This window comes from Gilliamella mensalis, from assembly GCF_900103085.1.
In the GTDB taxonomy this organism is placed as follows: domain Bacteria; phylum Pseudomonadota; class Gammaproteobacteria; order Enterobacterales; family Orbaceae; genus Gilliamella; species Gilliamella mensalis.
In genome coordinates, this window is record NZ_FMWR01000003.1 from 1 (window position 1) to 26,878 (window position 26,878).

The 26,878-nt window shown below is 35.6% G+C and carries 23 protein-coding genes; 8 read left to right on the forward strand and 15 right to left on the reverse strand.

Annotated elements, in window-relative coordinates:
- Positions 1–122: 122 nt before the first annotated feature.
- Genes BQ5209_RS01470 through BQ5209_RS01480 form a run of 3 tightly spaced genes read left to right on the forward strand, consistent with a single transcriptional unit; the run spans position 123 to position 4,820 of the window.
- Positions 123–1,010 carry a DUF4123 domain-containing protein gene (locus BQ5209_RS01470; protein WP_085246810.1) on the forward strand — a complete coding sequence of 296 codons (888 nt, stop codon included), beginning with the start codon at positions 123–125 and terminating at the stop codon, positions 1,008–1,010.
- Positions 997–3,642, forward strand: a complete 2,646-nt coding sequence (locus BQ5209_RS01475; RefSeq protein ID WP_085246811.1) for a T6SS effector BTH_I2691 family protein — start codon at positions 997–999, stop codon at positions 3,640–3,642. Before BQ5209_RS01470 ends, BQ5209_RS01475 begins: the two co-directional genes overlap by 14 nt.
- Positions 3,642–4,820, forward strand: a complete 1,179-nt coding sequence (locus BQ5209_RS01480) for a DUF6708 domain-containing protein (protein ID WP_085246812.1) — start codon at positions 3,642–3,644, stop codon at positions 4,818–4,820. Before BQ5209_RS01475 ends, BQ5209_RS01480 begins: the two co-directional genes overlap by 1 nt.
- A 100-nt stretch (positions 4,821–4,920) precedes the next feature.
- Here BQ5209_RS01480 and pgl read toward each other — a convergent pair whose 3' ends face one another.
- From pgl to BQ5209_RS01500, 4 genes are all read right to left on the reverse strand, one after another.
- Positions 4,921–5,619, reverse strand: a complete 699-nt coding sequence (gene pgl / locus BQ5209_RS01485) for a 6-phosphogluconolactonase (protein WP_085246813.1) — start codon at positions 5,617–5,619, stop codon at positions 4,921–4,923.
- A 13-nt stretch (positions 5,620–5,632) separates the two neighbouring features.
- Entirely contained in the window at positions 5,633–7,093 is a 1,461-nt protein-coding gene (gene zwf, locus BQ5209_RS01490; protein ID WP_085246814.1) for a glucose-6-phosphate dehydrogenase, read from the reverse strand.
- Between the two features lie 169 nt (positions 7,094–7,262).
- Positions 7,263–7,547, reverse strand: a complete 285-nt coding sequence (rplY, locus tag BQ5209_RS01495; RefSeq protein WP_085246815.1) for a 50S ribosomal protein L25 — start codon at positions 7,545–7,547, stop codon at positions 7,263–7,265.
- Between the two features lie 181 nt (positions 7,548–7,728).
- Positions 7,729–8,601: a D-hexose-6-phosphate mutarotase gene (locus BQ5209_RS01500; RefSeq protein WP_085246816.1), complete on the reverse strand. Its 873-nt coding sequence runs from the start codon at positions 8,599–8,601 to the stop codon at positions 7,729–7,731.
- Between the two features lie 197 nt (positions 8,602–8,798).
- Between BQ5209_RS01500 and hemW the strand changes: the two genes are divergently transcribed.
- Positions 8,799–9,926: a radical SAM family heme chaperone HemW gene (hemW, locus tag BQ5209_RS01505; RefSeq protein WP_085246817.1), complete on the forward strand. Its 1,128-nt coding sequence runs from the start codon at positions 8,799–8,801 to the stop codon at positions 9,924–9,926.
- A gap of 254 nt (positions 9,927–10,180) precedes the next feature.
- Here the strand turns inward: hemW and BQ5209_RS01510 are convergent, their stop codons facing one another.
- Both BQ5209_RS01510 and BQ5209_RS01515 read right to left on the reverse strand, forming a co-directional pair.
- Positions 10,181–11,149 (reverse strand): sugar kinase, encoded by a 969-nt coding sequence (locus tag BQ5209_RS01510; RefSeq protein WP_085246818.1) that lies wholly within the window; start codon positions 11,147–11,149, stop codon positions 10,181–10,183.
- A gap of 1 nt (position 11,150) precedes the next feature.
- Positions 11,151–11,978: a DeoR/GlpR family DNA-binding transcription regulator gene (locus BQ5209_RS01515; RefSeq protein ID WP_085246819.1), complete on the reverse strand. Its 828-nt coding sequence runs from the start codon at positions 11,976–11,978 to the stop codon at positions 11,151–11,153.
- Positions 11,979–12,327: 349 nt separating this feature from the next.
- Here BQ5209_RS01515 and BQ5209_RS01520 point away from each other — a divergent pair, with 349 nt between their 5' ends.
- From BQ5209_RS01520 to BQ5209_RS01535, 4 genes are read left to right on the forward strand one after another with little or no spacing between them, the layout of a single operon-like run.
- Positions 12,328–13,182 carry a tagatose bisphosphate family class II aldolase gene (locus BQ5209_RS01520; RefSeq protein WP_085246820.1) on the forward strand — a complete coding sequence of 285 codons (855 nt, stop codon included), beginning with the start codon at positions 12,328–12,330 and terminating at the stop codon, positions 13,180–13,182.
- 11 nt (positions 13,183–13,193) lie between these two features.
- Positions 13,194–14,114, forward strand: a complete 921-nt coding sequence (locus BQ5209_RS01525; protein ID WP_085246934.1) for a 1-phosphofructokinase family hexose kinase — start codon at positions 13,194–13,196, stop codon at positions 14,112–14,114.
- Positions 14,115–14,125: 11 nt separating this feature from the next.
- Positions 14,126–15,544: a PTS fructose transporter subunit IIC gene (locus BQ5209_RS01530; RefSeq protein ID WP_085246821.1), complete on the forward strand. Its 1,419-nt coding sequence runs from the start codon at positions 14,126–14,128 to the stop codon at positions 15,542–15,544.
- A 57-nt stretch (positions 15,545–15,601) separates the two neighbouring features.
- A complete protein-coding gene (locus BQ5209_RS01535; protein ID WP_085246822.1) occupies positions 15,602–16,039 on the forward strand; it encodes a PTS mannitol transporter subunit IIA in 438 nt (145 codons plus the stop codon).
- Positions 16,040–16,458: 419 nt separating this feature from the next.
- On the opposite strand, the gene ribD is transcribed toward BQ5209_RS01535, so the two are convergent.
- The 9 genes from ribD to pitA all read right to left on the reverse strand — a co-directional run bounded on the left by ribD (position 16,459) and on the right by pitA (position 26,844).
- Positions 16,459–17,568, reverse strand: a complete 1,110-nt coding sequence (ribD, locus tag BQ5209_RS01540; RefSeq protein ID WP_085246823.1) for a bifunctional diaminohydroxyphosphoribosylaminopyrimidine deaminase/5-amino-6-(5-phosphoribosylamino)uracil reductase RibD — start codon at positions 17,566–17,568, stop codon at positions 16,459–16,461.
- A gap of 15 nt (positions 17,569–17,583) precedes the next feature.
- The gene (gene nrdR, locus BQ5209_RS01545) at positions 17,584–18,036 is read right to left on the reverse strand and encodes a transcriptional regulator NrdR (protein WP_085246824.1); all 453 of its coding nucleotides are present in this window, start codon (positions 18,034–18,036) and stop codon (positions 17,584–17,586) included.
- Positions 18,037–18,266: 230 nt separating this feature from the next.
- Positions 18,267–19,556: a threonine synthase gene (gene thrC, locus BQ5209_RS01550; RefSeq protein WP_085246825.1), complete on the reverse strand. Its 1,290-nt coding sequence runs from the start codon at positions 19,554–19,556 to the stop codon at positions 18,267–18,269.
- A gap of 100 nt (positions 19,557–19,656) precedes the next feature.
- The gene (gene thrB / locus BQ5209_RS01555; RefSeq protein ID WP_085246826.1) at positions 19,657–20,595 is read right to left on the reverse strand and encodes a homoserine kinase; all 939 of its coding nucleotides are present in this window, start codon (positions 20,593–20,595) and stop codon (positions 19,657–19,659) included.
- Entirely contained in the window at positions 20,596–23,052 is a 2,457-nt protein-coding gene (thrA, locus tag BQ5209_RS01560; protein ID WP_085246827.1) for a bifunctional aspartate kinase/homoserine dehydrogenase I, read from the reverse strand.
- Between the two features lie 353 nt (positions 23,053–23,405).
- Positions 23,406–23,735, reverse strand: a complete 330-nt coding sequence (locus BQ5209_RS01565; RefSeq protein ID WP_085246828.1) for a hypothetical protein — start codon at positions 23,733–23,735, stop codon at positions 23,406–23,408.
- A gap of 138 nt (positions 23,736–23,873) precedes the next feature.
- Positions 23,874–24,629, reverse strand: a complete 756-nt coding sequence (locus BQ5209_RS01570) for an SDR family oxidoreductase (RefSeq protein ID WP_085246829.1) — start codon at positions 24,627–24,629, stop codon at positions 23,874–23,876.
- A 182-nt stretch (positions 24,630–24,811) separates the two neighbouring features.
- Entirely contained in the window at positions 24,812–25,264 is a 453-nt protein-coding gene (gene uspA, locus BQ5209_RS01575; RefSeq protein WP_085246830.1) for a universal stress protein UspA, read from the reverse strand.
- 65 nt (positions 25,265–25,329) lie between these two features.
- Positions 25,330–26,844 carry an inorganic phosphate transporter PitA gene (gene pitA, locus BQ5209_RS01580; RefSeq protein ID WP_085246831.1) on the reverse strand — a complete coding sequence of 505 codons (1,515 nt, stop codon included), beginning with the start codon at positions 26,842–26,844 and terminating at the stop codon, positions 25,330–25,332.
- Positions 26,845–26,878 lie beyond the last annotated feature (34 nt).

Genomic DNA, 26,878 nt, shown 5'->3' on the forward strand with positions numbered 1-26,878 from the left:
TGCAATGTGATGCAGAAGATGGGGCCGGCGAATATGGACATTAAATCGAAATTACCACCTATTTGTTCTGGAGTTCAAGAAAACTCAACCAACGAACATGCTATTTTTGTGGAAAGATAATAATGAAAAATTTAATACCTGATAACCAAATTAGTCAAATAATTACTCAGCACCTAATGCAGTTTGGTAAATTACATTTACTCGTTGATCCCAAAATCAATGATGAATTCTTTTTAAAAAATTATTTTGATTTTGAGTCAATTGTTCCTGTTCGCGATAGGCAAGATACCGTATCGACAGATTATGAATGCTTACAGCTTTGCACAATATCTAAACAATCAATAGCCGAAAGTACGCAATCGAAGCCAACATCTGTTTTAGAAGATATTATTCAAAACTTAAATGATAAAAAATCTGCAGCGATTGCGATCTTATTTTCACTATATCCTATTAATTATATTCAAAAACAAATTAGTAATGCCATGTTTATGCGCTATGATGGAAGCTATTATCTTTTTCGTTTTTATGACCCCAAAGTTTTAAATCATTTAGTTAGAATTTTTGATCAACAACAATTAGATAACTTATTCGGTGTAATTGAGTATTGGTATTATTGGCATGATAACTATATCGAACTACATCATAAACCAGAAATAATCTTATCTGATATTAACTATCAAATAAGCTCTCGCCAATGGCAACAACTTAATATTGCACAGACATATAATTATTACGAATACATTACAACAAATCAACAAAATAACACATTAACCACAGAGCAGAAAAAAACATTAAATCAGCTGTTAGAATGGGTGTATATGGCAAGTTACACGCAACCTGATAAACACATACTCAATTATATGGTTAGCTATATCATGGCTCAACCACCATCGTTTTTTCAATCAATAGATAAAGATCTATGTGCTAACCTTATTAATAATAAGGATATTAACAAAATTAAACAATATTTTAATGAATGGCAAGAAGGAATAAAGCATGGCATCGCTTGATAATTTACTAGGGCTATTGAAGACAAATGAACAAAATCCAGGTAAACGTTGTCCTAGTTGTCAAGACAAAGAGGGTAATTTATTTGTGCTACCAACTCGTTTGTCTATAGCTGGTTACCTATCGCGCAATGATATACCACCATTACCCAATTTTGTGCAAAAAAAAGTTAAAGATATACCATTAACACATTCTAAGTATTGTTTACAAATGCTTAGACAAGGTTATTTATACGTTTTAGAACATCGTAACACGGGCAAAAAATGGCGTGTATTTACCTCTAGCCCAGAGGGGTGTTTGATTGAACATAAAAATGTTGAAAACGTAAGTAATATTCCCCCTACTTATACCTGCAATATTGCATTTGATGGAGCCGATGCGTCGTATATTAGTTTTAAAGAAAGCGAAAATATCATTAAGATCTATTTTATATTTGCACCTAATAAAATCAGTGCAAAGCTATTAGCGAAATATGAAGATCAGGATCTCTATTTACTTGACGGCATAACACCCGATGAAATTCGCAATGGAGTTAAATCAATATTACCAGATGAATTTTCGCCCAATATTTTAGAATTTTCGACAGCAGAAAAGCTAGCAACCCAAGAGGAATTTTTAAATAACACGCCTTTTTGGGGTAATCAATCAGCTGAGCGATGTCAAGCATATCAAAAAAAACAGAACGTAGAATTTGTCTACTCCAAGCGTACAAATTTTAATGATGCATCCATAGGTAAGAATTTTTATCGTTATTTGTCGATATACAAAAAGCTGAAAAAACGTCAAGGTGCAGCCATTGTTGTCAACGATGCTATCGGCATCACTCAAAGTTTAAATAATCGGCGCAATCAAGCATTACAACAAAATATGAAACCTTGGATGGAAACTAAAGATAATGAAGGCATTTCTAACGAACACCGCTTACTAATTTCTAGACAGCTTTATGGGCTTAAAGACTCATTCCGTCAAATGCGCATTAAACAAATGATAAACCAGCAAAATCGACATTATGACTACTTGAGAATATATGGATCAGATCCAGAACTATCCGATGAGATGAAAGAAATTTTTCTTAGATATCTTGATGAAGATCAAGAAAGGTATAAGAAAAACATTGATAATATCTATACCCAAGAAGCCTCGGAAGAAGAATTTAAAGAAAAATATTGGAACCGATTATCACAAGAAAAGCTCGATACCTTTCAAAAAAAATTTGATGAAAAAAGTCAATTTGCCGAACAAAAGGCAGAAAATCATAGCCAAGATTATATAAAGTGGTTAAAGTCTGCACACCTGCTGCTAGCGCTAGATTTTTATGACTCTAACGAAAAACTCGATGGCATTCAGTTTACTCTGCAAGTCAGTGCATGTATCTGTGGTGCAAGCGGCTCGCCTTCTGTAAGAAAACAATTTGATAAGTGGTGGAGTGCCTCCAAAATTACCCGTGAAAATTTATGTTGGCGTGCATATAGTTTTAATATTACAAGCATAATCGATACAATTAATGAGTATCTGGATTTGCAAAAAAAAATCATCATCAGCGATGGCCCTATTACAAATACTGACCATCTATCAACAATTGATACCGCCGTTGATTTACTTAGTAAAATCACAGACCATATTAATCAAACGGGTCCCATAATTGATGACTTGGCGACACGTGGCTTGCCTATTGCATTATTATCAATCTCATTTGCTGATTTAGTACGGCATTTTTTAAAGGTAACTTCAACACAGGCTGAACAGCGGGTTCTTAACTTTTTTGGTAATATGATTTTGTCTAGAATTAATAAAGAGGCGCGAAAACTGTATGGTTTACGCATTAATATTTGTGGAAAAAGTTTTACCGCTGACCCAGCAAAAGGCGCTGGACAAATAACCCGTAGAGCGAGGGAGCATTTTCAAAATGCCGATCTGGTTAATACCCGAATTGCCATGAGCGTTTTCGGGTTTAGCGCTTATGACACAATCCGAAAAATTACACAAGGCAAATGGAAAAATTGGCGAGAAGGTGCTGAACTTGTTGCATCAGGGATGACAACCATAGCTGCAATATTCCAAATAGGGACTAGTGTTGTTGAATGTTGTATCGGTAGAGATCCAACATCGATGACCACAATTACAACGCGTAATGCCTTTGGCCGAATATTTTTATGGGGTGCGACCTTATCGGCAATGGCAGGAGGAATGTCCGTATACTTTGATTTTATAGATGGTAAAAAAGCAAGTAAACGAAATAAAATAATAGAAATAGCTCATTATGCTAGAGCAATGGCAACCCTCGCGCTTAGTATATCACAATTTTTAGCGGCATTAGGTTCTTTAGTTCCATGGCTAGAAAGAATTGTGAATGAAAGTATTAAGCGAACTATTTGGGTAGCTATGGCTGAATGGGGGTTAGTTTTAGGACGAATAGCATTGCAACGAGGGGTAGCTATAGTAATTGGCGCGGTAGGATTTGTTGCAACCTTATTTACTATCGTAGTGTGTGTCGTTATTATGATTTTTGACGATAATGCATTACAAAAATGGTTAGATCGTTGTTGCTTTAGTAAAGATCCCAAACGTGATCAATTTGATGACTTAACTGAAGAGTTAACTGAGTTTAATCAAGCAGTTCAGGGGACATTTTAATGTATATTGGTGAATTTATATTGTGGTTAGGTAGTGCAATTAAACCTGAAACCCGTAAAAAATTGAAAAAAGATTATTCTGATAACTCAATGAAGTTAAGCGAAGTCGCCAAAGATTATACTAAAGAGTCGGTCAGTCATAATCCACGCCCGATAGGACCTTATTATGCCTATAACGATCGCTATTTAGAGATACGAGGAGGTATGTTTGAAAATTTTCGGGGGATTATTACTTGGATTAGTTTTGCTATATTTTTTATTCCTTATTCTAGTGGAGATCTAGGATTAAACACTTTACTTGAATTATATCATCACGAATATCATAATTTTGCTTTGAGTATATTTGCAATAATATTTTATTCAACTATATTTTTAGTTTCATTGTATTTATGCATCCGCTACTTCCGTTATGTCTGTCGCTTAGAGTTATTCACGCTTCGCCATATTCGGGTACGGTTTAATCGGGTAACACGGCAAGTGTATGTACAACGCCCTAAATATTGTGGCGGTACTGCAGTGTTTAAATGGGAACATATTATGCCCGCTAATTTTGGCGAGACTGGCTCGGATATGGGCGGTACTAATGTGGTTAACTTGTTTACTTTTCACCCTTATAAAACTGGCTTTCCAGTTGCACAGTCCGTGGGCGTAGGCAAAAACACTTATGATCCTCAAGATTATAAAGACGAGTGGGAATTTATTCGCCGTTATATGGAAGACGGTCCCCAAAACCTGCCAAAACCACGCATAAGCACTCACTTACCCATGCCTTTTCACGGTGTTGAGGGGCATATTCGCCCCATGATCCATCTGGCAAAAAATAATCCCAGTGTGATAATACTTTTAATGTTAATCCCCGTCTTTTTAATCTTATTGCCATTTTATACGGTGGGTTACTTTATTTCGGAATGCCTATGCTGGCAACCTCGTTGGTCAAAAGTGATCAGGCAAGCGGGTAAACCCGGTAAACCTTTACCAAAAGAAACCACCCTATCGGATTACCCACCCGAGGTACAAAAGGCAATTTTAGATAATAGCCAAGAGTGGGGCGTGATTGATGACGAAACGGGCGAACTTATCGACTATGGTCAATTTAAAAGACCCAAGAAAAAAGCCAGCCGAAAAACAAAAACAGCAAAACAAGCTGAAAAGCCCATAAAAGAGAATGCAGAGGATTAATTGGGAAGGTCAAAGCACTGCTGATTCAGTGCTTTGGAAACAAAATTTATTATAAAAATTCATTGCCGACGCAAGTTCGGCAAACAAAACAGTAGAAAAACTAAGATGCAGTCCAAAACCCGGTAACATTCACTTTGTCCTGCTGCAAAACAGCTCGAATAGGCATTTGATTAACATTATGATCTTTTTCGGCTTGTTCTAATACATGCATTTTGCTTTCACCAACTAAATGTAGATAGATATTTTTACTATTTAAAATAGTGGGTAACGTTAAGGTAATACGATCTAGTGGTGCTGTTAATGGTGTCATTCCGACAACTTTTCGACCTGATTTCATATCTAAACCAGCCGCTAAATTAGCTGCACCTGGGAATAGTGAAGCTGTATGTCCATCTTCACCCATACCTAAAACAATTACATCAAATGGCATCGGGATTTTATCTAACATCTTGTCAGTCATTTCTGCGCCATCAAATGGATTATCATAACTGTTTTTTAAACCGACAAAATTAGCCAATTTTGCATTGTTTTGTAATAAATGCGTCATTACTAACTTTTCGTTACTGGCATCATCATTATCATCAACCCATCGATCATCAACTAATGTAATAAAAACTCGGCTCCATTCTATATTTTGTTGACTTAGTGAAACAAATAATGGAATAGGTGTTTTACCTCCCGAAACCGCAATAGAAGCATGTCCTTTTTGTACAATTGCCTGTTTTAATTCATTGACAATATGTGAGGTTAAATCTTCGATCAATAATTGACTATTTTGATATTTATTTAACGTAAACATAGTTATTTTTCCTTTATTCAAATTCGTGCCATGAATGCCCATCTTTAGTGATTAAGGCAACCGATGCGACCGGGCCCCAAGTGCCCGCTTGATACGTTTTTGGCGGTTCATTTTCTGTATCCCATGCACTAATAATTGAATCGACCCATTTCCATGCAGCTTCAACTTCATCACGATGAACAAATAATGCTTGGCGCCCTCGCATAACTTCAAGTAATAAACGCTCATAGGCATCAGCGCTTTGTTGGTGAAAAGTTTCGCTGAAACTTAAATCAAGTTTTGTGGTTTGCAGATTGTGAGTGCTATCTAACCCCGGTACTTTGTTTAGAATTTCAATATCCATCCCTTCATCAGGTTGTAAACGAATCGTCAATTTATTTTGTGGTAATTGTGGATAAAATTCACTAAATAGATTAAGTGGTAATGGTTTAAAATAAACAACAACTTCAGAACATTTGCTCGGTAAACGCTTACCTGTACGTAAATAAAATGGGACGCCCGCCCAACGCCAGTTATCAATATCAACTCGAATGGCAACAAATGTTTCGGTATTGCTTTTTTGATTTGCACCGTCTTCTTCTAGATAGCCCGGTACATTAACACCATTAACAAATCCTGCTGTATATTGTCCACGAACCACTTTTTCGCGAATATTGGTTTTATCAATTGGTCTAAGGGCATTTAATACTGCTATTTTTTCACTACGTAAGCTATCATCGTCAAGATCAGCAGGTGGTGACATGGCAATCATAGTTAAGATTTGTAATAGATGATTTTGTACCATATCACGCATTTGACCAGCTTTATCAAAATATCCCCAGCGGCCTTCAATACCTACTTGTTCTGCTACCGTAATTTCGACATGATCAATAGAATTACGATCCCAAAATGACGCAAACACTGTATTAGCAAAACGTAAGGCTAAGAGATTTAGTACTGATTCTTTACCTAAGTAATGATCAATACGATAGACTTGCGATTCGCTAAAAAATTTAGCCACCGAATCATTGATTTCGCGAGATGATTGCAAATCAGTTCCAAGCGGCTTCTCCATCACAATACGGTTTTGCGATTGATTTAATCCAGCAGCAGCTAAACCTTGACAAATAGTACCGAAAGTACCTGGATGCATCGCAAAATAGAAAATAGCGGGATGACTTGAATTAAGTTTATTTTTCAATCGTTCAAAACCAGCACTATCATTAACATCTAGTTTATGAAAATCCAATCGTTGACTAAATCGTTGCCAAATACTATCATCTAACGGCTCCGGCATAAATGAGGTTAACGCATCTTTTGCTACCTCACAATAAGCAGCATGATCCCAATCAGCACGTCCTACGCCTAAAATTTTGGTTTGTTCAGGTAGTTTTCCATACTTTTCTAATTGATATAAAGACGGTAGTAATTTACGTCTTGTCAAATCCCCTTTAGCACCAAAAATAACTAAATCGCAAGCTGGGATATCAGACATGGTTTTCTCCTAGGATGGTATAATGTAATTATTCTATTATGTTGGATGGTTAGTGTACAGGCTAAATCATAACAATAGGTATTAGCCTTCAATTGGCTCTAAAACAAAAAGGTCACCGCTGTGGTGACCTTTTGCTTGAATTAAGTAATTGGATAGTATTCCAATAAATTTATGCGCGTACAAAATCCATATGAACTAATTTTGGTTTAAATGCATGACGTTGTACTGCTTGTACTTTGACTTTAACTGCTTTGCCGTCAACTTCAACAGTTAACACATCAGAATAAAACTCTGGTTTCTCTTGCATATTAAAGATTTGGTTGTGATCAAGCACAACAGAGATTGCAGGTTCAGTTCCACCATAAATGATGGCTGGGAATTTACCAGCGTGACGCAGGCGGCGGCTCGCACCCTTACCATGCTCTTTTCTAACTTCAGCTTTGAATGTAAACATATTTATTTCTCTTAATGATTTAAAATAAAAGCCAATTACAGGCGACCCAGTAGTTGACTATCAAACTAGCACTTTAAAAAGTGGTGTGGATTATAAAGTGTTATCCTTGTAAACGCAATCAATTAATCATATTACAAATTGAGTAAACATTGATTGCGTATATAGAATAAAATATGAACGCTTAGAGCAACTCTATACGAAAACCATAAGTTGATTTCTTATTGGAAGATGATTTCAATGGTTTTGTAATACAACCGGCTTCAACACAAACCATTGATTTATATTCATCATCACCAAAATCCGCCATTGCTTTAGCTTTATTTATCCATGGATTCCAAGTAACTACATCACTGACATTAGTGTTGGTTAATCGAATTGTTCGGATACCATCAGTTATCGTTAGTTGTTTACTCGCATCAGTATAAATACGATCGACTTCTTGATTAAAAGTCAATTGACCTACTGTCACCGGTTTGTTTTCAACAGCAAGTCGTTCTTGATACGTTTCACCCAAACCTTTGACAACAACATGGTCAATGTTATCAATACCAAAATAAGTATGTAGCGCACTAGTTATATCAAAGTCAGCAAAACAGCTTAAAGTAACTTCACAAGTTTTACCTAAATGAAGATTTAATGACACAGTAAAAGGTTGGCGACAATAAGGTTCTGTCTGTTGATTATTCGTGAGTGACAAAATGAGATCAACACCATTGTCATCCTCTTTACAAGAATCTAATTGCCATTCAACAATACGCGCAAAACCATGAGAAGGATTTCCTAACTGACCAAACCATGGCCAGCAAACGGGTATCCCACCTCGAATAGCCACCCCTTGTTTAAAATTTGTTTTGTCGCTTAGCCAAACAACGGGAGTTTGTTCAGTAGCAGGCTGCCAAAATAACAAATGAGCACCTTGTAATGTAACCGCTGCCTTGCAAGTTTTATGGTTAATAACCACAATAGGGAGTTCACCATAAGTCGATTGCTTAACCGATGAGCTTAGTGATACGCCTGATAAGCTACTATCTAAAATTGCTTTATACATACTCATACTTACTCCTAAATAATAAATTTAATCAACTATTAATATCAAAATTTATCGATGATTGTACGCTTTTTAACTTAATAATGAAAACACTATAGATGCCAAAAGCTTTTTTTAATAAATTGGAGTAAAATAGCGCGCTATAAAAAATAAGATAACACACTAGTTATTTTTGTTAAAAAGTTTCAGGAAAGACTACGTTTATGTATAAAATCCCAATGAGTTTGTATATTCATATGCCATGGTGCGTACAAAAATGTCCTTATTGTGATTTTAATTCACATACCGTAAAAAAAACGCCAGATTATGCAGCTTATATAGAGCATTTGATTAAAGATTTACAGCATGATGCTGTTTTTTGTTCAAACCGTTCAATTCATTCAATTTTTATTGGCGGAGGGACACCAAGCCTGTTTTCTGCTGAATTAATTGATAAATTATTATTAAATATAAATAAGATTATCCCCATAAATAAGAATGCAGAAATCACCATTGAAGCCAATCCTAATTCTGTAGATATAGAAAGATTCAATGGCTATCAGCAAGCAGGTATAAATCGAATATCAATCGGTGTGCAAAGTTTTCAAGCCGATAAGCTGGTTAAATTAGGGCGGATACATGATCCCAAAGAAGCAATCACAGCAGGAAAACTAACCCAAACATTAAATTTAAGAAGTTTTAATTTAGATTTAATGCATGGCTTGCCAAATCAAAGTATTGATGATGCCATATATGACTTAGAACAAGCCATTGCTATCGCACCACCTCATTTGTCTTGGTATCAATTGACTATTGAACCCAATACACTATTTGGATCAAAGCCTCCCGTTTTGCCAGATGATGATAAACTTTGGGAAATTTATCAACGAGGTCATCAATTATTAACAAAACATGGTTACCAGCAATATGAAACCTCGGCTTATGCTAAAGAGGATTTACAATGCCAACATAATTTAAATTATTGGCGATTTGGAGACTATTTAGGCATTGGATGCGGTGCTCATGGTAAATTAACACAACCTGATGGCAAAATTATTCGCACCATAAAAACACGTCATCCAAAGGGTTATTTAGAAGGGCGTTATTTGGATAAGTATTATACGGTGCCAAAAGAAGATCTACCCTTTGAATTTTTTATGAATCGTTTTAGGCTTTTTGAACCCACACCTAAACACGAATTTGAACAACGGACTTATTTACCTTTACAAACAGTAGAGAAACAAATAACAACCGCTATTGAAAGAAATTATTTAATTGAAAACAAACAAAACTGGCAAATAACTGCTCATGGAAAGCTATTTTTGAATTCGTTATTAGAATTATTTTTATAGAAATAATCTATCATATCTATATAAATTTATTGATAACAATATAGTTTTTTACAATTATTTAACGCTATAAATACAAACTATTTAGCTAATTATTGTCCTTTCTTTACATACATGTAGCGAAAAAAAGCGCATACTATGTTCCGACAATGCATTTATTTCATTGTTTTCCTATTCCTTATTTTTCCCAATAACAATAACTTTGTTATTGGGATTTTTTTTGCCTATAACTTGAATAACCTTATTGCGTTAAATTATTACTTGCTAGAAACATGCAAAAGAAATCGCTCAAGTTCAACTAAGGTAGATGTTCCTTCCATAGGCCCTTTTTTAGATACGGCAAGTGCACCACTGGCATTTGCATATTGCAATGCTTTTTTGACCGAATAACCCGCTAACATTAAACTGACAAATGTCGCACCAAAACAGTCACCCGCTCCGGTTGGATCCACCGATTTGACTGCACACCCATCAATATGCAACGTTTTTAACTTACCTTGTTCATCAAGTCCATAATAATTAGCACCTTTAGAGCCACCTTTTACCACAATATGCTTAATCCCTTTGTTAAGTAAAGTGGACATGGTTTGTTGCTCAGTTTTGCCATTATGATCAGCAAAATAACTGACTTCACTTTCACTGGGTAAAAATATATCGGTGTATTCCATAATATAATCAAAAGATTGTTCCATTTCAGGTATATCAAACATCTCTTTGCGTAAGTTAGGATCAAATGAAATTGTACCGCCTTTACTTTTGATAATATCTAATGCTTTACGCATGGCATCAATCACTCGAAATGAATAAAGCGATGATCCCATTACATGTAAATGAGTACAATCTTTTAATAAGTTTTCATTAATATGATTAAACGACAGTAAGCCACATGCACTATTTGGAATATTAAATATGAAATCTCTTTCATTAGAATCTTTATAACTGACAAACGCACTACCAGTATTAGCTTTATGATGAGAGGTAATACCATTGATAATCACACCGTCATTTTTTAGGCGACTTATGCACATCTTGCCAAAGGCATCTTTTCCAACACAACTAAAAAAGACAGCAGGAAAACCTAATTTTGCAACTTGATCTGCAAATATTGCGGGAGCACCACTAACAAAAGGACCGATAAACTCGCCTGTTTGATCGAAACGCTGATTTTGTTCTTTCGCCAAAAACTCAACCAACAGCTCACCTATCGTGCAGATTTTAAAATGCATATTATGTCTCCAATATGTTTTGATAAGTCACACAATATTTATTGGAAATAAGTTGTTCAAAATTGGCATCTAATAATTGTTGATGATATTCAGTCACTGTTGCTCGTGACAGAACTAACATATCAATATCAGCTAATATCCCGATGTTATTACTATCATTATGGGCAATCCTTTGTGGCAAAATGCCAATAGTATGAGCCGCTTTTTTCATTATTTGCTGATACGTTTTTACTTGTTCTAAATTATCAATAATCAATTTGTTATCAGCATTAATTACACTTAATTCAATGATAAAATGCGTTACAGAAAATTGATTCAAGACAAAATTAATCATTTTGTTATCTTGCAAAATATTGCCGTCAAGTAATACGCCACCAACAACAATCACCTCAGCATCGATAAATTCTTTTGCTAGTTGTGCATTACTAATATCATTCATAATAAGTATTAATGATTTTTTGCCATGTAAAAACGGAATCAATTTTCTTATTAAATTACCATGACCTAAAAACAATATATCACCATCATTAATGTAGCTTAAACATATTTTAACCAATTCAAGATCATGACTATCATTAGCATTTTGTATATAATTTTGTGTAATGACATTTACCTGATTTAATCCTCCTTCAGGATTAATATAAATCGCACCACCAAAAGAGCGCTTTAAATATCCTTGTTGCTCTAGGTAAGTTAAATCTTGACGAATAGTCACATTAGATACTTGAAGCAATTCTGATAATTCATCAACTTTAACTTCGCCTTGCTTGCGAACAATTTCTGCAATTTGCAATCGTCGCTTTAATAGGGCTGAAGATGCTCTAGCCAATTTTATTTCCTACGCCATAGGTAAAAATGAAGAGCTGTGATAATAGAATTAATCCTATGCCTGGTCAACATTAAACTAATGTTCAACGTTTGACTTTATCAATCATATTCATACTCATTAACATCTTTTTTATCCTTCAGCATTTTACATATACATGTTAACCATCAAAACGAAAATATATAAGTTATTTATATTTCGTTTCGAAAGTAAAGTTGAATTTTGTGATCTATCTCACGTGATTACCACTAGAACAACTTACGTTTTAAAAGTATATTTACAATAAATAACTTTCAAAAAGAAAGTTATAGACGCAATATCAATTAAAACTAAATTATTAAGGGAAAGTCATATGTCTATTATTTCAAGCCACAATATGTTAAAAAAAGCGCAAACAGAACACTATGCCGTACCTGCCTTTAACATCCATAATTTAGAAACCATGCAGGTTGTTGTCGAAACTGTCGCCGAATTGCAATCCCCTGTCATTTTAGCGGGCACACCTGGGACATATAGTTATGCCGGAACAGAAAATATTATTGCGATTGCTGATAAGTTATCGAAAAAACATAACATCCCTTTAGCAGTTCATTTAGATCATCATGAACAATTTGATGATATAGCTTATAAAATCAACGCAGGCGTTCGGTCGGTCATGATTGATGGTTCACATTGTCCATTTGAAGAAAATATTGCGATTGTTAAGCGAGTAGTGGATTATGCACATCGTTATGATGTCAGTGTAGAAGCTGAATTAGGGCGTCTTGGTGGCGTTGAGGATGATCTCGTTGTTGATACAAAAGATGCTTTATATACCAATCCCAAACAAGCAGTAGAATTTATTGAAAAAACAGGAATTGACTCTCTTGCTATCGCCATTGGTACCGCACATGGTCTTTATAAATCAGAACCAAAACTAGATTTTGAACGCTTATCAGAAATCCGTTCAATGGTTGATATCCCCCTTGTATTACATGGCGCATCTGGCGTGCCAGAAAAGGATGTCCGTGAGTGTATTCGACGTGGCATTTGTAAAGTCAATGTCGCAACCGAATTAAAAATTGCATTTTCAGATGCCCTAAAACAGTATCTTATTGAACATCCTGATGCTAATGATCCTCGCCACTATATGAAACCTGCAAAAGCAGCTATGAAAGATGTTGTCAAAAAAATTATTGCAACATGTGGATGTGCAGGCAAATTATAGAGGCCGAGATGATGATCTATACATTAACACTTAACACGGCAATCGATATGAATATTCATTGTCAGGGGCTTAACCCTAATAGCGTCAATCGCACATTACACACGAAATATAGTCCCAATGGTAAAGCAATCAATGTTTCAATTGTCTTACATAAATTTGCTAAACCAACTTGTGCACTAGGCTTTTTTGGTGGGTTTTCAGGTAAATATATTGCTGATGAACTAACTAAAATGCAGATTGAGACAAAACCCTGTTTTATTGATGATATTACACGTATTAATGTTTTTATTAATGATGGGCAAAATGAATATAAATTGGTAGGTAAAGGTCCATTTGTACCGAACGATAAAAAAATAGAGATGCTCACTATTATTGAATCATTAACCAACAATAGTTATTTAGTTATCAGTGGTAGTTTGCCAAATAATATTGAGCCTGAATATTATGACACTATCTTAAATTTATGTAACAAAAAAAATATTCAAGTTATTCTTGATATTAGCCATCCAAAATTAAGCGAGTTACTTACCTATAAACCACTATTAATTAAACCCAATGATGATGAAGTAAAAGAGATTTTTGGTTTTGAAACAAAAACCACATCACAAATCATCACCACACTAGAAACGCTACATGTGCAAGGTGCACAAAACATTTTATTAACCATGGGGGCTAAGGGACTCTACTTTTCTAATGGAGTGCATATTTGGTATTGCAATGCTATAGCAATCAAATTAATCAGCTCTGCTTGTGCTGGTGATGCTTCACTGGCGGCTTTTCTTAGTGAATGGTTACCTGAGCAACAAAACGTTGAAAAATCAATGAAAAAAGCGGCTGCAACTGGTGCTAACGTGGCCGAATCAGATGGATTAGGGTTATTAGATAAAATCAATATTTATATGGATCAGCTTGAAGTTACCCAACTAAAGTAAGGGGAATTATTATGAAAAAAATATTAGCTGTAACAGGCTGCCCAACGGGCATTGCCCATACCTATATGGCAGAAGAAGCCTTGAAAGCGGCTGCTGAAAAAGCAGGCGTTGCAATTAAAGTAGAAACCAATGGTGCAGGAGGGGTTGATAATGCCATTACCGATATGGATCTTGCAAATGCAATAGGTGTTATTATAGCAGCAGACAAAGATGTCAATCCAAACCGTTTTGATGGATTGCCGGTTATTGAAGTCCCTGTCAAAGAGGGTATTCATAAAGCAGCCGAACTAATTGAACAAATCACTTCAGGTAAGATTCCTATCCGCAAAGGCGATAAAAACGACACCAAAAATTCAGTTTCACCATCTAACCCAATAGATGTAAAAGAATCGATTGGTCGACAGATTTATAAACACCTTATGAGTGGTGTCTCTAACATGTTGCCTTTTGTTGTTGCTGGTGGAGTATTAATTGCACTCTCATTTTTATGGGGGATCTATTCAGCAGATGAAACCAATGCACAATACAATGAATTTGCTGCATTATTGATGAAAATAGGCGGGCAAGCATTTGGTATTATGGTGCCAATCTTTACCGGTTTTGTCGCTTACTCTATTGGAGGAAGACCTGGAATGGTTGCTGGTTTTGTTGGCGGATTGATTGCCAATATTACCGGAGCTGGTTTTTTAGGCGGCATTATTGCTGGTTTTGCTGCGGGTTACTTGATGCTTTATGTCAAAAAGTGGTTAGACTGTTTGCCCCGTTCATTTGAAGGACTAAAGTCTATTTTTATCATGCCATTAATCGGTGTATTTGTGATCGGTGCTGGCATGTATTTACTAGGCGGGCCGATTGCAACAATTAACAATGCCATGAAATCCTTCCTTGAGTCATTGCAATCCGCTAACCCTATTTTACTTGGTATAGTAATTGGCGCTATGTGCTCTTTTGACTTTGGAGGTCCTGTCAATAAAGCAGCCTATGTGACTGGCACCATGCTACTAGGTGAAGGTAATTTTTACTTTATGGCTGGAGTTTCTGCTGCGTGTATTGTGCCACCTTTTGTGATTGCCTTTTCAACGACCATTTTCCGCGACAAAGCATTTACTGAAGAAGAACGTGCAGCTGGAATGGTAAACTATGTCTTAGGTTCGACACATATTACCGAAGGCGCTATTCCTTTTGCCGCAAAAGATCCATTACACGTGATCCCAATCATGATGCTCTCATCGGCCATTGCCTCTGTATTGACTTTTTTAAGCCAAATTCAAGTCCCTGCGCCTCATGGTGGTTTTTTGGTACTGCCATTGGTAAATAAACCTTTTCTCTGGGTGGGTTGCATTTTCGCAGGAGCACTTATTGGTGCCATATTATTAGGTTTAGTTCGTATTCATCAAAATCGACAATTAACAATTAAAAACAAAATATAATTAACTAATTGATACATCGATAGCTTTTCGGTATATCAAAATTAATAAGGACGAAAAATGAGTCATTTAAAACTGACAACTAATGATATTTCAATCATAAGCGGATCTCACTCTAAGCAAGAAGCCATTCAGTCAATATCAGAAGCGATGATCAAAGCTGGTTTAGTTAAAGATGATTATACCCAAGCTATGTTTGACCGCGATACACAAATCTCAACCTTTTTAGGTAATGGCATCGCAATTCCGCATGGTACTACAGACAAACGTGATAGTGTCATCAAAACAGGGCTAAAAATAAATTATTATCCTGAAGGAATTTATTGGGATGAAGATAACAATATTGCTTATGTTATCATTGGTATAGCAGCAAAAAACAATGAACATCTAGATATTTTACGGCAATTAACTCGTGCTGTAATTGCGGAAGATACGCTTGAGCGTATTAAAGCAATTAATACCACTGAAGATTTATTAAAAATATTACAAGGTGGTTAATATCAATCATCCCATGATGAAATTGTATTCTCATTCATGGGATTGATTTTTTATGTTATTTAATACTAGTTGATATCAACTGTTAAGCTTAATCTTTGAATTAACTATAAAATTATTTTTAAAATTTGAAATATTTGAACCTATTATCGATAATGCTCTTATTATTATCTATTTCCAATAATACTAAATTCTTTTCAAAGCTAAGACTAAAGACAATAAATTGTTCATCGACGTCAGAATAATAACGTTTATCATCTTAATTTATATGATGTTTAAACATCTAGCTACGATTAAAGGTATCAGTTAAAAACAAACAGACATCTTAATTTAAAATCAAAACTCAGATTTCTAGTTTTATAATGAATCCCATTTTAGCTTTTGACTATATCGTTTAATAGGTAATTTTTTTGTTAATAGAATTATATCCGTTTTAAAATAACGCGCAGATCTTCGCCCACCATAACAACCGATTCAAATCGAAAATTTGGTGCCATTGACAGATTCTGTAAGTTAGGCAATATGCACATATCTTTTGCATTATGACCAAGTAATTTAGGTGCGTAATAGATAATCAATTCATCAACTAAGTTTTGTTCTATTAGAGCACCAGCTAGCTCAGCACCCGCTTCAACCCACACAGAATTAATATCTTTTTGAGCTAAAATTGTCATTAAATGCACTAAATCAATATTATCGTTTGGTGAGGATTCAACTATTAATTGGCTGTTAGGTTTATTGATAGAAATAGCTTGCTTCCGTACTACCCATATTTCGCCTAATTGCTTAAAAAGATTCTCATCACCGGTTAATTTATTTTGGCCATCAATAATGACACGAATGGGCTGCCGAATTTTTTCGGCGCAATAAACTTGTTTTATATCATCAGGTAACTCAGCATGTCTAACTGTTAAACTCGCATTATCGGTTTGTACCGTCATACGAGTACTTAAAATACAACTTGCCTGTGCCCTAAACTTTTGTACATCTTGCCTTGCCATTCTTGATGTGATCCACTTGCTTTCGCCCGATGCCATTGCCACTTTACCATCAAGAGAAGTGGCAAGTTTAAGTTGTACATATGGCAATCCTGTTCGCATTCGTTTTAAAAAGCCTTGATTGAGAGTTTCAGCCTGCCTATCTAATACCCCAATAACCACCTCAATTCCCGCATCACGCAATCGTTTTATACCATTGCCCGAAACATTTGGATTGGGATCTCGCATGGCAATAACAACACGTTTAATTTGCGATTTGATTAAAGCATCGGCACAAGGCGGCGTTCGACCAAAATGGCTACAGGGTTCTAGTGTTACGTATGCTGTTGCATCTTTAGCATTATTCCCCGCCATTTGTAGTGCATAAACTTCAGCATGTGGATGTCCTGCTTTTTGATGATAGCCTTTGCCAATAATTTGATTGTCTTTTACAATCACGCAACCAACATTAGGATTAGGCGATGTGGTAAAACGACCGAGCTTAGCTAGCTCAATCGCTTGTTGCATATAAAAATGATCGTTCTTGTTTATCATCGTCACCTGCGGATGTTATTTCTGTTGTAACTTGGCAATTTCATTACTAAATTGTTCGATATCATCAAAACTAAAATAGACCGAAGCAAAACGAATATAAGCAATTTTATCCAAATGTTTGAGTTCTTCAATCACATAGTTACCAATTAATTTTGCTGGAACTTCACGTTCACCGGTTGCTCTAATTTTAGATTTTATACGTGTAATGGCATCTTCAATAGCATCAAAACTCACTGGGCGTTTTTCAAGTGCCCTTTGGATGCCATTACGTAATTTATCCTCATTAAATGGTTCACGAACTTTATTGCTTTTAATGACATTAGGCATAATTAATTCTGCAATTTCAAATGTGGTAAAACGTTCATTGCACTCGACACACTGGCGACGGCGGCGAACTTGATATCCTTCACCGACAAGACGTGAATCAATCACCTTTGTATCATCTGCATTACAAAACGGACAGTACATAACAATATCCTTATAATGACATAATTAAGCTTACAATAGCTGAAAATTTTAATTTAAACAAGGTTGATTAGTATCTTCTATCTTTAGATCGGCTAGTATAAGTAAATTTAAGCGTTAAACATAAAGATGATGACAGTAAGGATAAAATTGGCTAGTCAATGAAGTAAACAAATAGGGAGCATTATCATTAAGTAAAAAATGCCGTCACCTATTTTGCGACGGCACAATATTTACCAATCTAAGTTAATTAAAAAATCACGTAATTTGGCAAAATTATCAGGCATATTATGGGAAAGTAATGTCATATCTGCTCGTTCCGCTAGCGCTTTTGGTAGTGGAATTGACTTGCCAAGAATATCTTCAACCACCTCTTTAAATTTAGCTGGATGGGCCGTACCTAAGAATAGACCATATTCGCCCTCTTGCAACTGATCACGCAGTGCGCGGTAAGCAATTGCACCATGGGGCTCTGACAAATAATTTTTTTGATTAAGTTCGCAAACGGTCTGTTTAGCAACTTCATCAGACACAGCTGCATGACCAAGTGATTTAAGTGCCCAACCTTCTCTTTTATAAATTTCCTCAATTCGAGGCCAATTATTAGGTTGGCTAACATCCATTGCATTAGATAGCGTTGCAACTGTTGGGTGGGGTTCCCATTTTCCGGTTTCTAAATATCTTGGTACGGTATCATTCGCATTTGTTGCAGCAATAAACCGTTTAATTGGTAAGCCCATTGTTTTTGCTAGTAAACCAGCAGTCAAATCACCAAAATTACCGCTTGGTACTGAAATCACAAGTTGTTCACGTTGCTTAGGCGTTAGTTGAGCATAAGCTTCAAAGTAATAACAAATTTGTGCTAGTAATCGACTAATATTGATAGAATTAGCAGAATTCAAACCAATGTTAGTTTTTAATTCTTCATCATCAAATGCCTTTTTAACTAATGCTTGGCAAGCGTCAAAGTCGCTTTGAATCGCAATCGTATGAATGTTATCACCAAGTGTACAAAAAAGTTTTTCTTGTAATGGGCTAATTTTTCCCTCAGGATATAAAATTACGACCCGAATATTAGGTAAATGATAAAATGCATGGGCGACAGCAGCTCCAGTATCACCAGATGTAGCGGTTAAAATAGTAATTTTTTTATCTGCAGCAACTTGCACTAATGCTTGCGCCATAAAACGTCCACCAAAATCTTTAAATGCGAGCGTTGGTCCATGATAGAGTTCTAGGGAGCCAATATCTGCTTCTACTGATTTGACAGGTGCAGGAAATTGGAACGCATTTTTAACTAGCCTATGCATATCATCAAAGCTGATCTCATCGCCAATAAAAGCAGATAAGATTTTGGCGCTACGAGTCACAAAATCGAGTTTTAATAGTGATTCAATGTCGTTTGCAGAAAATTTAGGTAGTGTTTCAGGGAAAAATAAACCTTGCCCCCTTCCCAATCCTTGCTGTACTGCTTGTGCAAAGTTAACTTGCTGTGAATGATCTTTTAAATTGTACAATTTCATAATATTTTCCGATTATCTTTATGCTTTCATTGTTGGCTCTTTCTGATATCAGCTTAATCAGTAAGAAATTGGAGTATTTTTTAATTTTTAAAAAATCAAATTAAATAACTTTTGCTCCTCGAGTATCTATTTTACAAATATGAGTAAAACCTTCATCATTTTGTAAATAGCAATGTTGAAGTAGTGATTCGATCTGCTTTGCAGTTTCAAGCTTATCTGCCACAACAAACATAGTTGGACCTGAACCTGAAATTCCCGATGCTAATGCTCCTAGCTGTTTGACTCGTTTTTGTGTTTCATCAAAGTTAGGTAATAACTGTTTACGATAAGGTTCGGCAATATTGTCACATAACATTGATGCTGCCAATTCTGATTGCTTGGTATAACAGGCGTGAATAAATCCACCAACATATCGACCATGTGCAACACAATCTGATTTTTGGTACAAGGCAGGTAAAATGGCACGAGCCTCAGCGGTTGATACTTTTATACCAGGATATGCCATAACCCAGTACCAATCTTCAAAATGAGGTATCGATTCACTAATTATACCCATTTCATTAAGGATAAGTTGCATACCGCCTAAATAGCAGGGCGCAACATTATCATAATGTACACTACCGGAAATCCGCCCTTCAAGCTCGCCCATCATCGAAAGTAATTCAAACTGATTAAAGGGTTTATCAAAAAACGCATTTAAGGCAACAAATGCTCCGACTACTGAACAGGCGCTTGAGCCTAATCCAGATCCAATTGGCATGTTTTTTTCAAGTGTCATACTAACCGGTAACGTTCTACCCATTGCTTGGCAAAAGCGTTGCCAACATTGAAATACAATATTATATTTGGGATCGCGTGGTAGTTTTTTAACAAATTGTCCTTTGCTAGTAAGAGAAAATTCCTTCGCAGATTCAACCGTTATACAATCACCAAGCATCACACCACTAATTGGACTAATTGCTGCACCTAATATATCAAAACCAACACTAATATTGGCCATCGAAGCAGGCGCGTAAACCGTTAATGATTTATGATTCATTTAACCTCCAATTTTGCCTGATGTTGTCCGTAAAATATCAGCAAAAACCCCTGCAGCTGTGACATCATTCCCTGCACCATAACCACGTAAAACTAGCGGAATTGGTTGGTAATAACGGGTATAAAATGCCAATGCATTTTCACCATTTTTTACTTTATATAGCGGATCATCACTATCAATAGTCTCGATTTTAACGCTACAGTGATTATTTTCAATGCTACCAACATAACGTAACGCTTTGCCTTCTTTGGCTGCTTGTTCATATTTTGTTTTAAACTCTGCATCTAATTGCGGCAATTTAGCCATAAATTCATCAATGCTACCTTGTGCATATTCAGCTGGTAGGACGGATTCAACATTGATTTGATCTAGTTCTAATTGTAATCCAGCTTCTCTCGCTAAAATTAATAATTTTCTAGCGACATCCGTGCCCGATAAGTCATCACGAGGATCGGGCTCAGTAAAACCTTTTTCTTTAGCAAGTTTAGTTGCATCTGACAAAGACATTCCTTCATCAAGTTTACCAAATATAAAAGAAAGGGATCCCGACAAAATTCCTGAAAACTTGATTAGCTCATCACCTGCATTTAATAAATTTTGTAGATTTTCAATGACAGGCAACCCCGCCCCTACGTTAGTATCGTATTGAAATTTGCGTTTACTTTTTGCCGCTTCTTGGCGTAACCGTAAATAATAGGCCATTGAACTCGTATTCGCTTTTTTATTTGGCGTAACAACATGAAAACCATTGGCTAAAAAGTCTGCATATTTATCAGATACTTCACTACTAGAAGTGCAGTCCACTAAAATTGGATTGAGTAATCGATTATTTTTTGAAAACTCAATAATACTATCTAATGTGTAGTCATTTTCACTGTGTTTGATTTGATCTCTCCAGTTAGTAAGATCAATACCATCGCGATTAAGCACGCTATGTTTAGAATTAAATAGCCCACAAACATGCAAATCGACTTGTTTGTTTTTTAGCCATTTTTGTTGGCGTCCGATTTGATCAATCAACGCTCCACCTACGCCACCAACACCAACAACAAATACATCTAGCATTTTATCTGTACCAAACAACATTTGATGAGCAACCCGTACGCCCATTACTGCAACATCGTTATCCACAACAACGGAAATTGACCTTTCAGATGAGCCTTGCGCAATAGCGACAATATTAATATTAGCTCTAGCAAGAGCTGTAAAAAAGTTTGCTGATAATCCTCGTAATGTACGCATACCATCACCGACAACAGAGATAATTGCCTGTTTTTCGATTATCTCAATTGGTTCAAGTAACCCATCTTTTAATTCTAAGAAAAATTCATCACTTAATGCTTCTTCCGCTCGATAAAGTTCAGTTTGAGGTACACAAAAGCTAATACTGTATTCGGATGATGATTGAGTAATAAGTACAACTGAAATACCTGCATAAGACATTGCAGAAAAAACTCGGGCTGACATGCCAACCATCCCTTTTAATCCAGGACCGGAGACATTGATCATTGCCATGTTATTTAAATTAGTGATACCTTTTACAGGTGTTGTTGAATCAACCACATTGGCGCCAATAAGTGTTCCTGGTGCATCAGGGTTATTAGTATTTTTAATTAAACACGGGATCTGAAACTGCGCAATAGGTAAAATAGTTCTAGGGTGAAGTACTTTTGCACCAAAATATGAAAGTTCCATCGCCTCTTGATAAGACATCGTTTTAAGTAATTTTGCATCTGGAACAATACGTGGATCACAAGTATAAACACCATCTACATCTGTCCATATTTCACAGCTATTAGCACGTAAACATGCTGCTAATACCGAAGCCGAGTAGTCCGAACCATTACGACCAAGTACTACAAGCTCGCCTTTCTCGTTACCCGCAGTAAACCCTGGCATTAAAATAATATGATCTTGTGGAATGTGCATTTCACTAATTCGGTGTGAAGATTCAGCAATATCCACAGTTGATTCTAAATAGGTACCTTCGGCAACTAACATGGCAACAGGATTAATCACCGTCACTAAATGTTTTTTAGCTTTAAGAAGTTCTTGCATAATGGCAATAGAGAGTTTTTCACCCCGGCAAATAATTGATGCATTAATACTGTCTGGACATTGACCAAGTAAACCAATACCTTCAAGAAATTGCTTAATAGTGTTTAATTCATCAAGTGCAAAGCGCTTCATTTCATCATAAGCAAAATTAGGTTGTGCTTTTGCAATACCATCCAATAATTCAGCAAAGATTTTCTCTGCATCATAGATATTACTTTGTATATCTTGCTTTGCGACTGTTTTTTCCACCATTGCAACTAAATGATTGGTAATTTTAGCAGGTGCAGATAAAACGGTAGCGGTTTGCTCTTGCTTCGCATTATTTTCAATAATCTCTGCAACGCGCAAAAAACGTTCAGCGTTAGCAACAGATGTTCCTCCAAATTTTAAAACTTTCATATCACACCCTACTTATTATCCTAATTAATGCCCATTATTATTTAATATATTGTTGTAGTACTTATCTATAGATATTAAAAATTTTGTAGTGTTATCACGCTATTTCCATCTTTAATTCTTCACTTTTTACTTTGCTTATGTTAACAACTTTACTTTTACACAAAATAAAAACCCGCCTTTAAGGGCGGGTTTTTGAATATTTTTTGGAAAAATCAACCCGCCCTAGATCGCGTAATAGTACCTAAGGTATTAATAATGCCTGTCATACTGGTTAAAATTATCATAATTTTCCTAAAAATATAAAATTAATCTCTAAAAAAAACAGCCTGACATTTTCATGTCAGGCTGTTACTTTAAAAAACTTTTTTGCTGTTTTCATACTCATTAACAACTTTATTCAATGCGTGATATATGCTCTGAGCATCTTGTTTATTTAACGCTTCATCTAAAATATTGAGATACGATAACATCAAGTTTTGATTTTCTTCGGCAAATTGTGGAGATATCTCCTGATCCTCATATAACATAACATAAGTGCGAGCAAACCCAAAAATCAAAAAATAAACCGACGCATTTTGGGGATCTTCTTGAATTAATGCGCTCATTGCCTTTTGTAGTTTTACATAACTATCTGTCCCAGGCAAACTTGTCGCAAATGTTTTCGTTACATCAGAAAATGTCATTGCCTTAAACCTCAATCAAAATCTCAAGATAAAAGAATAGCAACCCATTGGCTGAAGTGCAAGTCTATTTTGTTTGCCAAACATATTTTTTTAATTTTTGTTAAAAATCAGCATGAAAACTTAATAATAAAGTTTACATTATTTGAAATCTTTACAAACAGACAATCCAGCCGACGCTTGTGCAACAGGCATTATCTCAATTGAGTTGACATTGAAATGAGTTGGTGTATTAATTAGCCAAGAGACAGTATTGGCGATATCTTCTGGGGTAATAAATTCAACGCCTTGATAAACCGCAGCTGCTTTCTGCTCATCACCATGAAATCGTACATTCGAAAACTCTGTACCGCCACACAATCCAGGTTCAATATTGGTAACTCTAATATTTTTACCTAATAAATCTGTACGCAAATTAGCACTGAACTGCTTAACAAAGGCCTTAGATGCACCATAAACATTGCCGCCTTTATAAGCATAAGTACCGGCCACTGATCCAAGATTAATGATGTAACCAAAATTGCGCTCAACCATATTAGGCAAAAGCTGATGGGTCAAGTGGATTAATCCAATTATGTTAGTTTGGATCATTGTTTCCCAATCATTATAATCCGCTTGATAAGCAGGCTCTAACCCCAAAGCTAATCCAGCATTGTTAATTAAAATATCGACAGGTTGGAATTCTGTAGGTAGCTGCAACAATATTGACTCTACTGCATCTTTTTTTGTTACATCCAAAGTTAAAAACATAAAGTTTCTTCCCAATTCATCCGCTAGCTTTTGTAATTTTTCTGCACGCCTAGCGACACCGACCACTTTATAGCCATCTGCAATTAGCTTACGACAAATAGCTTGCCCAAATCCAGAAGAGGCACCAGTAACTAAAGCGATATTCATATTAAATCCCCTTATTGACTATATAATAATTTTAGTATATTTCCATAAATTTAATAGGCAAAAATAAGAAAGTAGTAAATAAAAATAGACTAAAACACATACTTTTCTGAAAGTTTTTTACAAATTTATTTATGAAATACTAATAAAAAACCCGCTAATTAAGCGGGTTGGTATTTAACACTTCATTTAGCCGGCTCTGCCGCTGGTTCTTCATCTTTTAATGGAACAATCAAAGTATCAATATGTGTATTATTGATGAGCTGACGAGCCGAAGACATTAATTTACTCCAGAAATCCTGATGATGCCCGCATACGACCAGATCAATTTTATATTCGTGAATAGCTTCAATTAATACTTGGTCAAATTCCCCATTACCCGAAAGGGTATGAGCAATAGGATAGCCAGCATCATTCGCTAATTTATTTAATGCAAGATGAGCATCTTCGGTAATACGATCTTTCATATCACTCATATTAATATCAACTAAACCAGAATAAAGATCTGAATAATTAATACCAACATGAATCAATGATATTTGAGCATTATATGGCCTAGCCATAGAAACGGCTTTTTCGACAAGAACTTCACTTTCAGGTGATAAATCTACTGCGACTAATATATGTTTATAAGCCATGATACTTTACTCCTTCCTATTTTTAACGCTCAAGTAAATTGAAAATCAGTACTCTACTTTTACTACTAAATTAATTTTTGAGCAAGCCAAAAAAGTGATCCAGATAACAAAATCGAAATTGGAAGTGTTAAAATCCATGTTAATGCAATACTTTTAATGGTTTTACTTTGTACTCCACCACCATCAACAATCATCGTCCCTGCGACTGATGAAGAAAGAACTTGAGTTGTGGATACTGGCATGCCAGTGTAACTTGCAATCCCTATTGATAAAGCTGTTGTGATTTGTGCCGATACGCCTTGTGCATAAGTCATGCCCTTTTTACCAATTTTTTCACCGATAGTAATAGCCACACGACGCCAACCAATCATAGTCCCTACAGCTAATGCCGAGGCAACAGCAACAATAATCCAAATAGGGGCATACTCTACCGTCTTAAGTAAATCATTTTTCAAAGATTTAAGATATTGTTTATCTTCCGATGATACATTTGGCTGTTTAGCAACATGAGATACCGTATCAGATAGACATAATAATACACGTCTAGTTTGCGATCGCTGCTCAACAGTCAGTGAGTCGTAATCATTTATTTTGTTAAATAAATGATTAGCAATACCTAATGTGATAAATGACCGTGAATAATCACAATGATATTTATTCAAATCACCTTCTGGAATACTGGTGTCTAACGCAGGTTGTGTACCAATTATCGTATTTAGATCATCATTATGGGTAACAAAGTACTCTTGAATATTGTGAATCGCATTACGAGTATTTGTAATATCATAAGTAGATGCACTCATGTTAACAATAAAGCCAGCTGGCGCAATACCCATTAATACTAACATCAATAAGCCGATACCTTTTTGACCATCATTAGCGCCATGAGAAAAACTCACACCAGCGGCTGAAATTATAAGCATAATACGAATCCAAAAAGGGGGCTTCTTTTTACCATAGAGTTTTTCACGTTGTTCTGGTGTCATGAAAATACGTTCTCGTTTTTTGCTACTTTTTTTACTTTGACCTTTACGAGTCCAATATTTCCGCAATAAAAAAATCATCAAGCCAGCAACCACAAGACCGACAACAGGAGAAACAATTAATGATAAAAAGATATGAATCATCTTAGGAATATTAAGCGCTTCTATTATTGATGTATCCATAATAAATGCGTTAGTAAGTGCCACACCGATAATTGAACCAATTAGGGTATGTGAACTTGATGCAGGAATACCAAGATACCATGTTCCAAGATTCCAAATTATAGCCGCAAATAAAATAGAAAAGACCATAGCAAGCCCATGTGATGAGCTTACATTAAGTAATAAATCTGTAGGTAGTAGATGAACTATGGCATAAGCCACACTAAGACCACCAAGCAAAACACCAAAAAAGTTAAACATACCAGCCATAAAAACAGCAAGTTGTTCTTTTAAGGCTCTTGTATAAATGACTGTTGCAACGGCATTAGCTGTGTCGTGAAATCCATTAATTGCTTCATAAAAGAGAACAAAAAACAGCGCCAAAACCAATAGCATGATGGTCGAAAATTCCAATTCAGCAAATAGATGTAACATAATATATCTTTCTGTTGTTAATAGCGCCCCTATT